The organism is Gilvimarinus agarilyticus, from assembly GCF_000832015.1.
Taxonomy (GTDB): domain Bacteria; phylum Pseudomonadota; class Gammaproteobacteria; order Pseudomonadales; family Cellvibrionaceae; genus Gilvimarinus; species Gilvimarinus agarilyticus.
This window is the reverse complement of the sequence record NZ_JXCJ01000001.1, coordinates 2,532,077-2,546,298: the sequence shown is the minus strand read 5'-3', so window position 1 is coordinate 2,546,298 and position 14,222 is coordinate 2,532,077. Positions and strand designations below refer to the sequence as shown.

Sequence of the window (14,222 nt, the reverse complement as noted above, 5' to 3'; positions counted from 1 at the left end):
TCATGACCGCTGTACCCGAAACATCCGTCGTATTTTTATGGCACATGCACCAGCCGGATTACCGCGATTGCCTCACCGGGGAGTACTACTTTCCCTGGACTTACTTACACGCCATTAAAGATTACACCGACATGGCCGGGCACTTGGAGAATAACCCCGGCACCAAAGCGGTGTTTAACTACGTGCCCATTTTGATCGAGCAACTGGCGGATTACGACCAACAGCTAAACGCCTACCTCAGCAAAGGTGATCCGGTCACGGACCCATTACTAGGCCTGCTCACCACCGCCGAGCGGCCCGAACCGGGCAGCGAGCGGTTTGCCGAGTTATTGCAAAAATGCACCCGGGCCAACCGCGAGCGTATCATCGAGCGGTTTGAACCTTACCAGCAGTTAATGAGCTTGTACGACAACTCGATAACCATTGCGGGCGGCGATCGCTATTTTAACCAGCAGTATCTGACAGACATGTGCGTTTGGTACCACTTAGGCTGGCTGGGCGAAACTATTAGGCGTGACAACCCTACAGTCGAGGCGTTGCAACAACAGGCGTTTAATTACACGGCCGAGCACTGTCGCGATTTACTGCAGATAATTTACAGCGCCATTAGTGGTATTATTCCGCGCCACAAAAAACTTGCCGAGTCGGGCCAGGCCGAGCTTATTACCAGCCCCTATGCCCACCCTATATTGCCCTTACTGCTGGACTTAAACAGTACCCGCGATGCCATGCCCGCCGCCCCGCTGCCCGAATCGCCCGAGTACCCCGGCGGTGAGGAGCGCGCGCACTGGCAAATGCGTCACGGGTTAGCGGTGTTTAAAAAGCACTTTGGTACCGCGCCAAAAGGCTGCTGGGCCTCTGAGGGCGCATTGAGTGATGCGACGCTGCGTTTGCTGGGGGAGCATGGTATCGAGTGGAGCGCTACCGGTGATTCGGTGCTGTTCAACAGTTTGCGGGGCGATGGTAACCACGAGGCCAGCGAGCGCATTAAACATGACCCTAATAGTCGCCACACAGCATTTCAGGTTGGGCAGGATGGGGTAAAGGTGTTTTTCAGGGACGATGGCCTTTCAGACAAGATTGGTTTTGAATACGCCAACTGGCACGCCGACGATGCCGTGGGTGATTTTGTTCACCACCTGGAGAATATTGCCAAAGCCGCACCTAAAGACAACCACACTGTGATTTCGATTGTGATGGACGGGGAGAACGCCTGGGAATACTACCCCGAAAACGCGTGGTACTTTATCGATGCACTCTATAAAAAGATAGAAGAGCATCCGTTTCTGGTGACCAGAACCTACTCGGAAGTATTGCACCCCGAGAGCGATGCCGCCACCACAAACCCCATAAGCCTTGAGCATTTGTGCGCTGGCAGCTGGGTATATGGCACCTTCTCGACCTGGATTGGCGACAGCGAAAAAAACCACGCCTGGGATATCCTGTGTGAAGCCAAGCGCGCCTACGATCACGTTGTGTCGAGTGGAAAGCTAAACGACGAGCAAGTAAACGAAGCCAGTTTGCAGTTGGCGCTTTGTGAAGGCTCCGATTGGTTTTGGTGGTTTGGTGACTACAACCCATCGGACAGTGTGCGCGACTTTGATCGCTTGTTTCGTCAGCACATTAGCAACCTCTACACCAGTTTAGGCCTTGTGCCGCCAGAGTCGCTGAATACGCCCATTAGTATCGGCAGCGGGGCGCCAGCCAATGGCGGCGTTATGCGGCAGGGGCACCAATAAATGGCGGCCAAGCCACGTTATCAACCGGCGGCAATCTTTAACCGGCGTACCGCCGGCGTCTTATTGCACCCAAGTTCACTGCCGGCACCGGCGATAAACGGTCGCACGCCGTGCTCGGGCAACTTGGGTTCCAGTGCCGAGCAGTACCTCAATTTTTTGAGTCGCGCCAATCTTAATGTGTGGCAAATGTTACCGACAGGCCCCACTCATGATGACGGCTCGCCTTATCATTCCTGGTCGGCACTGGCAGGCAACCCCGATTTAATTTGCCTTAACCGTTTATGCCAATGGGGCTGGGTTAACTCGGCCAGGTTAACGCTTGATTCCGAAAGCAGCGCCATAAATAAAACCGAGCTTGCCCAGTTACGCCGAGTCGCCTGCCAAGGTTTTAAAAGTTTTATTGCCTCAAGCGCCGGGCACAACGTGAGCAAAGATTTTGCAACCTTTATAGCAGAGCAACACTATTGGCTCGACGACTTTGCGTTGTTTTACGCCATCCGTACATTGCACCAAGGCGCGAGTTGGCACCAGTGGCCCAAGCCGCTGCGCTTACGCTCTCAAAAAGCTTTGGCCGATATTCGCCAGCAGTGTGCCGATGATATTTTTCAAGCACAGTTCGAGCAGTTTGCGTTTTACTCGCAGTGGTGCCAAGTGCGTCGCCATGCGCAACAGCTGGGTATTGCATTGTTTGGCGATATTCCCATTTTTGTCGCCAACGACAGCGTCGATGTGTGGGCCAACCCCGACCAATTTTTACTCGACCCGGAGGGCAACCCCACAAGTGTTGCCGGCGTACCACCCGATTATTTTTCGGCTACCGGTCAACACTGGGGCAACCCCCATTATCATTGGCAAACCATGCAGGCAGACGGCTTTAGTTGGTGGAAGAACCGCGTGCGCCGCCAGCTCGATCAATTCGATTTAATTCGTATCGATCATTTTCGTGGCCTCTGTGCTTACTGGGAGATTCCCGCCGGCAGTATCGATGCCAGAGCCGGACAGTGGGTGGAGGCGCCGGGGGAAGCACTATTAACAGCACTGTTTAAAGAGTTTGACGAGCTGCCCATCGTGGCCGAAAACCTGGGGTTAATCACTGCCGAAGTAGAGCAGTTACGCACAGGCTTTGCGCTGCCGGGTATGCTGGTGTTGCAGTTTGGGTTAGATGGCGAGCCCAAAAATATTAATGCACCGCATCATTGCGAGCCTATTAATATTGTTTACACGGGCACCCACGACAACGACACCACCTGCGGTTGGTTAGGCTCCTTAAACGCCGAACAACAGCGACACATTGCCGAGTACTTTTCTGTTAGCGCGGCACAATTAAACCACTGGACGCTAATTAAAGCCGCGCTGCGCTCGGTGGCGCGGATGGCAATTGTGCCTATGCAAGATTGGCTGGCGCTTGGCGCCGAAGCCCGAATAAATACGCCCGGCACCTGCGAAAACAACTGGTCTTGGCAGCTCGATAGCACAGCCCTGAGCGAGCAGCTCGCATCCGAAATCGCCCGCGAGATTAACCGCTTCGATCGCACCGGCGACCCGCTACCCACATTGGAGTTTATGCATCCCTAACCAACGGCCTTTAACACCGAGAGGATATATTAATGGAACACCGCTGTAGCCCACGTATCAGTACTGACCTAAAGGTTCACCTGGGTCGTAACAAGCAACAATGCAAAGGCCGCTTACGCAATTGCAGTACACTGGGGTTTTATATTGAGGCCAACGATCACGGCTACGCGCTGCACCAGTTAATTGCCGTTGATATAGCCCTATGCGATATTGACGGCAACGCCTACACATTTGTGTTTGAAGGGCGAGTGGTACGCAAAGGGCAACACTTTATTGCGTTAGAGCTTGAGGCTCACCAACTGCCCACCCCGGGCGCGCTTAACTTTATCGAGATACTAAAACAAGCCCAGCAGCCCGCTCAGCCGCAGCGCCGATTGGGTTAACGAATACCCTTGAGAATGTAAGCAGCGGCCGCGCTACGCACAATCAAAAACGGCAACCGCATTACTGCCGTTGCCGCCCGATGGCCAAAACGGTGTGTCACAATCCGTTTGTGGCCGTAACCGTTAGGTTGTAATTAATCTTTTTGAAACAACCACACACCGGTAACCGGTACGCTCACCGCAATGCTGCTTAAGCCGGCAACTTCACGCAGCTTCTCAACGCCCTCTGCCAATGCAAAATCGGCGGCGTTCACCATAATGGGAGTAAGCGTTGATACCAGCAGCTGCGACTCATCCAATCGCGCCACGCTCAGCTTAGCCGGCAACGATTGAGTTTTGCCGTGTAAAGTCAGGTTAAGAGTTGTCTCGATTGTTGTTACAGAGCCAGTTTTGGCCGTTAGCAATGCCGGGTCAATGTTGCCGGTTATGGTGGCCGAGCTAAATTGCTCGGTTTCAAACAACATGGTGCGCAAGCGCTCGTCCCGTACTTCAATATTGGTATCCAGCTGCGTCAAATCGACCGAGCCTGTCAGAGCGCCGGCGTCACTCACGCTAGCGGTAAACTGCTTGGCGCTGTGGTGTTCGGCGATGGTTTGGTTTTTTACCGAGGTAAACGCAAGAGACGAGCTGGCAGGCTCCAGCGTCCACTGTGCAAAAGCGGCGCTAGACCACAAAAGTGGTGCCATACAAATTCCAGCAAATAGGTGAGGGCGGCGCATAATATCTCCAGTGATAAAGCAAAAATCTAATGGTCTAGGGTAAATAGCCTGATAACGATTATCAAGTAAATTCACTCGGTGATCTGGCGCACAAAGCCATTCGTATTATCCTTGATAACCACTCAAAACACTGTATATTTACTCAGTCTTTTTCTCGCTCAGGTGCTGTCTATATGTCCTTCGATGCCATCAAAATCCGCGGTGCACGGCAAAACAACCTCAAAAATCTTGACCTGGATATACCTCTCGGAGAGATGGTGGTGGTTACCGGCGTCAGTGGCTCCGGCAAGTCGACTCTGGCCTTTGACACCATCTACGCCGAGGGCCAACGGCGTTACGTCGAGACCTTCTCGGCCTACGCACGGCAGTTTTTAGATCGCATGGACAAACCGGCCGTCGATAGCATTGACGGTATCCCACCCGCTATCGCCATCGAGCAGAGCAACACAGTGCGCACATCGCGCTCGACTGTGGGCACCATGACCGAGCTTAACGACTACCTTAAGCTATTGTTTGCCCGGGTCGCGCAACTTTATTGCGCCGGCTGCGGCCAGCCCGTTATTACCGACACGCCCCAAAGCATTCTGAGCGCACTGTATAAAAATTGGACAAACGAACAGCGCTTGATGGTGTGCCTGCCCATAACTGTGCCGGAAGCGCTCAGCGATGACGAAGTGCTGCAGCTACTTAACCAGCAGGGCTATGCACGTATTCACAGCCGCGAGGGCAGCCGGGTTGAGGTCGTGCAAGATCGCCTGCGCTTAACCGAAGAAAATCGTAGCCGCTTAACCGAGGCCCTTGAGGCCGCGCTGCACTACGGCAAAGGCCATGTGATGGTGTACCCATTGGACGAGAACCGCGATGCGGGCACTCCAAAACACTTTTCCAGTCATCACCACTGCCCCAGTTGCGATATCAGCTACAGCAAACCAACGCCCAGTCATTTTTCGTTTAACTCCCCCCTCGGCGCCTGCGACACTTGTCGGGGTTTTGGCCGCGTTATCGGGGTGGATTGGGGCCTGGTAATCCCCGATGAAAACAAAAGCCTAAAAGACGGCGCCATTAAACCGATTCAAACCCCAAGCTACGCCGAGGTACAGCGCGACTTACTCAAATTTGCCAAAAAGCGCGGGATTTCGATCACAACCCCATGGGCAGAGCTTAGCGAACAAGACCGCCAATGGGTAATAGACGGCGAGGGCGAATGGAGCAAAGGCGTTTGGTACGGAGTACGGGAATTTTTTGACTGGCTAGAATCCAAAGCTTACAAAATGCACATTCGCGTGCTGCTCTCTAAATATCGTGCCTACACTCCCTGTAAGTCGTGTGACGGCGCACGTCTCAAACCCGAGTCACTGTGGTGGCGTATCGGCTCGTTTAGCGAGGCGCAAAAAGCGCTGGCCGGCCGCCGCCGTTTCAAGCCAGTGGGCGCCAGCTTACCCGACAAAATCTTTAACACTCTGCCGGGCCTTAATATCACCGACGCCATGCAGCTGCCGCTGGCCAATGCTCTTGAGTTTTTTAATCAATTAACCGCCGATAGCGGCTCGGCCATCGATGACGCTACCGAGTTATTGCTGGGGGAGGTTCGTTCACGCCTGAGCTTTTTGTGCGAGGTTGGGCTGGAGTACTTAACCCTCGATCGCCAATCGCGCACCTTAAGCGGTGGCGAGGTGCAGCGTATTAACCTTACCACGGCGCTGGGCACATCGCTGGTTAACACCTTGTTTGTTTTAGATGAGCCCAGCACCGGCTTGCACCCGCGGGATATCGACCGGCTCGTAAGCGTGCTGCACCGCTTACGCGATGCCGGTAACTCGCTGTTAGTGGTAGAGCACGACCCACAGGTTATTTTGGCCGCCGATCGTATTTTAGATATAGGCCCCAAGCCCGGTCGCGATGGCGGCAACATCGAATTTTTTGGCACGCCTAGCGCACTGCTTAAGCGTAAAACTAACACCACTGCACGCTATTTAAACGGCAGCGAACAAATAGAGGTGGCGGTCACCGGTAGTACAGCCAAAGAGGTTACCGAGAACACCGAGGGCGTTAAAGAAGTAGCGCCGCAGTATTTGCCAGCTATTAACCAGTTGCACTCTAAAACGCTCGATATCCAGGGTGCCTGCGAGCACAATTTAAAAAATATTGATGTTTCGATTCCACTGGGACAGCTCGTCTGCTTAACCGGCGTAAGCGGCTCGGGCAAGTCCACTTTAATGCGACAAATCTTATACCCGGCTCTACTGAAGCACTTTGGCGAGCAAACCGAAGCACCGGGTGCTCACAAAGCCATAAACGGGCTCGGGCACATCGACAAAGTGGTTATGGTCGATCAAAGCCCGATCGGTAAAACCACGCGCTCGACCCCGGCGACTTATGTTGGGGCTTATGATGCCATCCGTAAGTGTTTTGTCGCCACGCCGCAGGCCAAAGAGCGGGGCTACAAGCCCGGCACTTTTAGTTTTAACTCGGGCAACGGCCGCTGCCCGAGCTGCCAGGGCAATGGCTTTGAGCATGTCGAGATGCAGTTTTTAAGCGACGTGTACCTCAGCTGCCCCGAGTGTAATGGCAAACGCTTTCGCGATGAGATACTCGAGGTTAAGTTGCTCAAAGACGGCCGCGCCATCTCTATTGCCGATGCGCTGGAACTGACTGTCAGCGATGCGTTAAGCTTTTTTGATGATAAACCCGAAGTAATACGTAGCCTGCAACCACTGGCTGATGTGGGGCTAGAGTATGTTCAGCTTGGACAGGCCGTGCCCACCTTAAGTGGTGGCGAGGCACAACGGTTAAAGCTGGCCGGGCATTTGGCCAACACCAAGGCTAAAGAGCGCGATCATATTTTATTTTTGTTTGACGAGCCCACCACCGGGCTACACTTTGCCGATATCGCCACGCTAATGCAGGCGTTTAGGCAACTGCAATCGGCCGGGCACTCTCTGCTGGTGATCGAGCACAATCTGGATGTCATTCGCGCCGCCGACTGGATGATCGACATCGGCCCCGAGGGCGGCGATGCCGGCGGCGAGCTTATCGCCAAAGGTACACCACAGCAGGTAATGCAAAACGGCAAAGGTTATACCGCCCAAGCCCTTAGCGACTATGTTAAAACACTCAACTCGGGTGCAGCGCTCTCGGTAGCCGGCCATCACAAGCCTAAAAAGAAAGCCGCTAATGTGATTAGTGTGCACCACGCGCGCGAGCACAACTTAAAAAATATCGACGTAACTGTTCCGCGCGATAAGCTCACGGTTATTTCCGGCGTGAGCGGCAGCGGTAAAAGCACTCTGGCGTTTGATTTGATTTTTGGCGAGGGCCAGCGCCGCTATTTAGAGTCGCTTAATGCGTACGCCAGACAATTTGTGCAACCAGCCGCACGGCCGGATGTCGATGCCATTTACGGCATTCCACCGGCGGTGGCCATCGAGCAGCGCACCAGCCGCGGTGGGCGAAAAAGTACCGTCGCCACACTCACAGAAATTTATCATTACCTGCGGCTGATGTTCGTCAAGCTCGGTGTACAGCACTGCCCCAGTTGCGATGTCGCCATCGAGCCACAAACCCTTGATGCCATCTTGGCACGCTTACAAAAAGACTATCGCGGTAAATCGCTTACTTTGCTGGCGCCCATGGTGGTAGCCCGCAAAGGTATTTACCGCGAGCTGGCACAGTGGGCCTTTGAGAAGGGTTACCCGCAATTGCGGGTCGATGGCGAGTACCAACCCACAGATGATTGGCCCAAGCTCGACCGCTACAAAGAGCACGACATCGAGCTGCCGTTAGCCACCATAACCACCGAACCGAAAAATCAAGCGGCCTTAACCGACGCACTACAACAAGCGCTTAGTTTGGGTAATGGCGTCGTCATTGCCGCGCCCCAAGGCAAAGCAAGAGAGCGGCTATTTTCTACCCAGCGCGCATGCCCCAGTTGTGGCTGCGGGTTTCCCGAGTTAGATCCCCGGTTGTTTTCTTACAACTCCAAGCACGGCTGGTGCAACGGCTGTTTTGGTACCGGTGTAAAGCTTAAAGGTTTTGACGAAGAGCAAACCGGAGAAGAGAGCGCCTGGCAGCCAGAAGAGGAGGGCGCCGATACAGTCTGCCCCGCATGCGATGGTCAGCGCTTGAATCCCACGGCTTTGTCGGTGCGGTTTCGCGATCAAAGCATCGCTGAACTTGCCGCCTTGCCGGTAGACAACGCCGAGCAGTGGTTTAGCAAACTTAAACTAAAAAGTCACGAGCAAGCCATCGCCCGCGATTTATTAAGCGAGATGCAAAACCGGCTGCACTTTTTGCAAAAAGTCGGGCTTAATTATTTAACGCTTGATCGCGCCGCGCCCACACTGAGCGGCGGCGAGGCACAGCGCATTCGCCTGGCGGCTCAGTTAGGCTCCAGCCTGCAAGGGGTTTGCTACGTTTTAGACGAGCCCACCATTGGTTTGCACACCCGCGACAACCGCAAGCTGCTGCAAACGTTGCGTGAATTACAGCAGCAGGGAAACACCGTACTGGTAGTCGAGCACGACGAAGACACCATGCGCGAAGCCGACCATATCATTGATATTGGCCCGCGTGCCGGTGTTAATGGCGGTACTGTGGTGGGTGAGGGTACAGTCACAAAACTCATGAAGAACAAGCAGTCGCTCACCGGGCAAATGCTGGCCAACCCACTGCGCCACCCTATGAAGGATCTGCGTAACACCGAGATGCGCGCGCTGTGGGAGAACGAATCGCTGAGTATTGAGGGCGCCTGCCAAAACAATCTGCAAAACGTCTCGGTATCCGTGCCGCTGCGCCAGCTGGTGGCCATTACCGGCGTCAGCGGCAGCGGTAAAAGTACCTTGGTACGCAGTGTGTTGTACCCCAACCTGAAGCAGGCAATTAACAACAAACGCAAAAAAACGCATAACTGGCAGGGCGTCGATGCCATTACCGGCTGGCAGGGTATCGACCGTATTTTAGAAGTCGATCAAACCCCCATTGGCAAAACCCCGCGCTCGTGTCCCGCCACTTACATTGGCATTTGGGATGCAATCCGCAAGCTGTTTGCCGGCACCGTCGATGCCCGCTTGCGCGGTTACACCCCCGCGCGCTTTTCGTTTAATGCCGGCGATGGCCGCTGCGACGGCTGCGGCGGGCAGGGCATGCAAAAAATCGAGATGAATTTTTTACCCGATGTGCGCGTACCCTGCGACGTTTGTCACGGCTGGCGCTTTAACGATGAAACCCTAAGCGTACGCTACAAGGGCAAACACATTGGCGACGTACTCGCCATGAACATCGACGAAGCGGCCGAGTTTTTTAAACCCGTCAGCAAGGTGCATCACGCGTTATGCCTACTGCAAGACGTGGGCTTGGGCTACCTAACCTTGGGCCAGCAAAGCCCCACACTCAGCGGCGGCGAAGCCCAGCGCATTAAGCTCGTGGCCGAACTCGCCAAAGCTAAAATGACCCCCGAGGACGCCAAAGGCCGCGTCAATCAGCACAATTTGTACGTGCTGGACGAACCCACCGTCGGCCTGCACATGGCCGATGTCGATAAGCTGTTGCACGTATTGCACCGCTTAGTGGATGCCGGTAACTCGGTGTTGGTGATTGAGCACAACTTGGATGTAGTCGCCGAGGCGGATTGGATTATCGATATGGGGCCGGAAGGGGGCTCTGGTGGCGGTAAAGTAGTGGCGCAGGGCACACCGGCGACGGTGATCAAACGCAAGCGCTCGGAGACGGGGAAGTATTTGGCGGAGGTGTTGAAGGGGGCTTAGCCCTTGGGTTGTTTGTTATGCCGGCCGTAGGCTACGAGGTGCCTACGAAGTACCTCGCCCTCAGACACCACAATACCGCCGTCATACCGGCTTGGAGCCGGTATCTAGTGGCTTTGGTTGCTACGTAGGCCATAGCTAGTGTCACCGGCCGTTTTTTTCGTCACACCGGCCCCAGTGGCTTTGGCTCCTACGTAGTGCTTTGGTCTCATACGGTAGCAATGGTTGGTTACTGCCTTGTGTGCCCTCAGTCGCCGGGCGGGCGAATTACTTCTTGTTGTGCGACAAGAAGTAATCAAGAAACGCACCCCGGCGCCTGGCCCTAACGGGTCCCCTCACTCCGACCGATTTTTGAGGGCCGTATCGACAGGGCTTCCATGCCCTGACGATACTTGCGCACGCGTCCATGCGTGCTTACCCACAAAAATAGGCCTCCGTTCGGCTCAGTCGCAGGGGCCCCTAGTGTGCCATTCTGGTGGTTTGGTGCGCCTAGGCTATACAGATACGCGTCACTCAAGACCATAATCCAGATAATAAGTGCGGCTGTACAGCATCACCCAACCTTTCCCGTAACCCCAGTCTTCGTTCCCGCCTTAGCAGAAAACCCCCGGTTGCCAAACCATGTAATCCGTGGCACTCTTTTCCTCACGTGTCCCGTGGATTCAGTGGGTTTATCATAAGCTCATTTGATTAGCAGGTTGGCCAGCGGAAAGGTAGAGTAAAAATGCATCAGGAGTGATGTGCGAACACGCCCCCTCTCCGCTGTACCTATCTGCCGATTAAAATCTGCTAACTAAAAAGCCCTGTCATTGTGGGGCGCTTGTGATAAAGGTCAGGCAAAAAGATTATAAAGAGAGCCGGCTCACTTTGTTTTTCAAGTAGCAGGGCCGGAATTGGCGTAAAACCTCGAGCATTCAGTGCGTTGGCAGGCGAAGCTAAGGGATATTACCAAGTGTGATAGGTTGCCAGCCAAAAAGTAAGACGGCGTCTTTACAAACTTAGAAAATTGCACCAAGTTCCAATTATTGCGAGAACAAAGAAGATGTTGAAAGCTCTTTGTAAAATCTTTCTAGGGTAGATAGGTTGCCATGACGCATTTTTCAACTCGCACATTAAAGCTGTTATGTTTAATCAAGTTAGGGAGTAAAAATGGCACTAGTAAAATGTAAAGAGTGCGGAGAAAAGGTAAGTACGAAAGCCAAAACTTGTCCGAAATGCGGCGCTAAAGCTCCAAAAAAGACATCTGTTGTAACTTGGTTGGTTCTTATTCTAATTATTACTGGGGTATACGGTGTAAGCCAATCACCAAGCTCTCCAAATAGTTCGGCAAACAACAAAGACGTATCCGCCGAACAAAACGCAAAAGTTCCTGCGGAAGTAAAGCCGACACCAAAGCCAAAACCGGCTTGGAGGTCATTTACATCGAAGGATGAAATGACAGGCAAACTGCAAGCATTTGCACACTCCCCACAAGCATCTCCAACTCGACGTATGGAGTTTCCTTATAATAGTGTGGAAGCATGGCTCGGAGTCGGATGTGATGGAAAAAGTGAATGGGTTTATATTGGTTTTAATAGCGCACCTAATTTGGCAAATGATGAAACAGAAGATGGATATAACTTAATATCTACCAGAATAAAATGGGACGACTCTTTAGAAAATGTAAAATTAACTCAAGATTGGGGGGCGAAGTTTATTCACTTTCGCGAAGATAGATCCGCGCTGTCAAAAATATCAGCTTCAAGTAAAGCATTGCTAGAACTTCAGTGGCATGGTGAGCAGCCAACATATTTTGAGTTTTCTCTTAATGGCTCTTCAAAAGCTATCACTGAGATGCGCAATGAATGCAAAAAGTAAAACATAACAAGGTTGTCATAGGGACATTTTTTGCTACGCTCCGTTTTGGAGTGGCTTCGCCACTTTACCCCAAAACTCCACTACACAAAAAATGCCCCATACAGCAGCGTTAGGTGGCTGAATGAGCAATGAAGCTAAAGCTCTCGAAGGTATCAGAAAAGCTTCAGGTACCGAGCAGGGTGAGTACAGTATTGACGAATTTGTTTCGCATCATATAGATGAGCTTCCTAGAACATACTGGGAAAAGCACTTGAATACTGAGAGCCCGTCGAGTGAGCAAGTCATAGGTCTATTGGTTCTACACTCGAAATGGAAAGACGAAGAAGTCTATGACTTTACGCTACCCGATAACGTTTCAGGCTATGTAGTACGTGTGTCTTTCGATGAAGAAGGACACATCAAAGACTTTGAAATGGAAAGCTAGCGAATTCACTTAACAAGGAAAGGCAAAATCGCCCTGCGGACTAGACGCAGAAAATCTGCGCCGGTTATTGAGGTGTTATACGTAAACGGAATTCGAGAATGTGGTTGATTGTCTTTGTGCTTGTGATAGTGTCTTGGAGTCTTAACACTATCGTTATTCTGAAGCTAAAAGAGCGTTGCCCCAAAGCATATAAAGATGCGGGTAGCCCGCCATTGCTATGGAACGGCTTTTCACAGCAATCTTTCAGTTTCGGATTTATAGGTCTAGGTCTATACAAAGAATATGATCTGGACTCAAATACTCTGATGTGGTGTAACTTCTATCGCTATTTAAACTGGCTAGTTCTAGGTTCTCTAGTGGCTGTTTTATGTTGGTGGATTCAACGTTAATGGAAGCGTATAACAAGCCGCAGCAATCGACCCGTCACTCGCTGGAGAGCCTCAGGGTCGGGTCTTGATCCGTGAAACTTTAACGCGCTGACTGCACTGAATTTTTATTATCACGACTTTTTCCTTCCAAGGTAAGTATTGCTACAATTGCGTTGCCGGTGCAACTTCATTTTTTATGGTGCGCCGGCTGGATAACGTACAATACACAATAACATTAAGGGAATAGTATGAAGAGTTCTTTACTTGCGCTGAGCGTTTGTTTGGCGGTCTGTGTGGGTTGCGCTAGCAACCCGCAAAAGTATAACTATGTGGTAGAGCCTACGCCGCTTACGCAGGGTGAAAGCCAATATGAGTTGCAGTCGGTAAATGTCAATCTGACGCTGGGTCACGGTGCCGAAGACGGTGAGACGCAATTTGCCAGTGAGGCTCAGATGCGTGATCAGTTTGAGAAGGCCCTGCGAGAAGAACTGAACAAAAGGTCACTGCTCGCCTCCCAAGGCGAAGCGGACGCCGCGCTGGATATCAACATTGACTATCTGCGGGTTTATAACGTCGGCGGGAATGCGCTCAATGTACCCAAAGTGAGCCATACGGTAAAAGCCTTTAAAGGTGATCAAGAAGTCGCCAACTTCTCCATGGGTACTTACATGGTTACCCACGGTATTGCGTCCAACATGAAAATTGCCGCGTTTCAGTGGAAGGCAGAGGACGAGTTAAAGGATGTTCAGAAAGTTGCCACGCTGTTAGCCAAAGACATCGCGGCAATGGGGCAGTAGTTTTTTTCGGGCCTGTCGGCTTTGGCCCGGAGAATATGGGGGCAGTTTAACTGCCCCCATGCATGTTGTTAAAGAGCCATAAAATGGAATGTAGAGGAAACATTGGTTTACACCACTGATGGCATTAATCGTTGTGAAATCTTGACGAGAGCCCAGTTTTTGATTTTGCATTAATAAAATCACTCCCTGACCTTTACTGTAACCCAAGAGCCAGCCTATGGACGTCAACACCGACCTGCTCAGACATATAATCCATTACTCATTTCATCTGCTGATGCCTGTGGTTTTCGCTAAGCTATTTTGGAAAGAGAACTGGGGCAAGGCGGCGCTGATTATGCTGGCGACGATGGTTATCGATGTTGATCACCTTTTGGCCGATCCGATTTTTGACCCTAACCGTTGCAGTATCGGGTTTCATCCGCTGCATACCGTTTGGGCTGCCATTGCATACGGATGCCTGCTGGCCGTTCCCTCCTGGAAATGGCGCGCCGTGGCCATTGGCTGCTTATGGCACTTATGTACCGACTTTATTGATTGCTGGTTGAGCGGGTTGATTGATTAACGCAAGCGTGCCGCCAGGACAGCCGAGTAGCGTCGCGGT

Annotated in this window: 9 protein-coding genes; 8 read left to right on the top strand and 1 reads right to left on the bottom strand. The window is 52.3% G+C overall.

Translation table 11 applies throughout. The features are described from left to right. Positions 1–2 precede the first annotated feature (2 nt). Genes SD69_RS10895 through SD69_RS10885 form a run of 3 tightly spaced genes read left to right on the top strand, consistent with a single transcriptional unit; the run spans position 3 to position 3,697 of the window. The gene (locus tag SD69_RS10895; RefSeq protein ID WP_041523242.1) at positions 3–1,739 is read left to right on the top strand and encodes a glycoside hydrolase family 57 protein; all 1,737 of its coding nucleotides are present in this window, start codon (positions 3–5) and stop codon (positions 1,737–1,739) included. Continuing rightward, positions 1,740–3,314, top strand: a complete 1,575-nt coding sequence (gene malQ, locus SD69_RS10890; RefSeq protein ID WP_041523241.1) for a 4-alpha-glucanotransferase — start codon at positions 1,740–1,742, stop codon at positions 3,312–3,314. It begins immediately after the preceding gene. 32 nt (positions 3,315–3,346) lie between these two features. Continuing rightward, a complete protein-coding gene (locus SD69_RS10885; RefSeq protein WP_041523240.1) occupies positions 3,347–3,697 on the top strand; it encodes a PilZ domain-containing protein in 351 nt (116 codons plus the stop codon). Positions 3,698–3,831: 134 nt separating this feature from the next. Here the strand turns inward: SD69_RS10885 and SD69_RS10880 are convergent, their stop codons facing one another. After that, positions 3,832–4,383 carry a YceI family protein gene (locus SD69_RS10880; protein WP_041524707.1) on the bottom strand — a complete coding sequence of 184 codons (552 nt, stop codon included), beginning with the start codon at positions 4,381–4,383 and terminating at the stop codon, positions 3,832–3,834. Positions 4,384–4,589: 206 nt separating this feature from the next. Here SD69_RS10880 and uvrA point away from each other — a divergent pair, with 206 nt between their 5' ends. The 5 genes from uvrA to SD69_RS10860 all read left to right on the top strand — a co-directional run bounded on the left by uvrA (position 4,590) and on the right by SD69_RS10860 (position 14,183). Beyond that, positions 4,590–10,178 (top strand): excinuclease ABC subunit UvrA, encoded by a 5,589-nt coding sequence (uvrA, locus tag SD69_RS10875; RefSeq protein WP_041523239.1) that lies wholly within the window; start codon positions 4,590–4,592, stop codon positions 10,176–10,178. A gap of 1,146 nt (positions 10,179–11,324) precedes the next feature. Further along, positions 11,325–12,032, top strand: a complete 708-nt coding sequence (locus SD69_RS18785; RefSeq protein ID WP_157471667.1) for a zinc ribbon domain-containing protein — start codon at positions 11,325–11,327, stop codon at positions 12,030–12,032. 121 nt (positions 12,033–12,153) lie between these two features. Beyond that, positions 12,154–12,456 carry a DUF2004 domain-containing protein gene (locus SD69_RS10870; RefSeq protein ID WP_041523238.1) on the top strand — a complete coding sequence of 101 codons (303 nt, stop codon included), beginning with the start codon at positions 12,154–12,156 and terminating at the stop codon, positions 12,454–12,456. Positions 12,457–13,072: 616 nt separating this feature from the next. Further along, positions 13,073–13,621, top strand: coding sequence for a hypothetical protein (locus tag SD69_RS10865; RefSeq protein ID WP_041523237.1), 549 nt, complete (start codon positions 13,073–13,075; stop codon positions 13,619–13,621). 217 nt (positions 13,622–13,838) lie between these two features. Next, positions 13,839–14,183 carry a DUF6122 family protein gene (locus tag SD69_RS10860; RefSeq protein ID WP_041523236.1) on the top strand — a complete coding sequence of 115 codons (345 nt, stop codon included), beginning with the start codon at positions 13,839–13,841 and terminating at the stop codon, positions 14,181–14,183. Positions 14,184–14,222 lie beyond the last annotated feature (39 nt).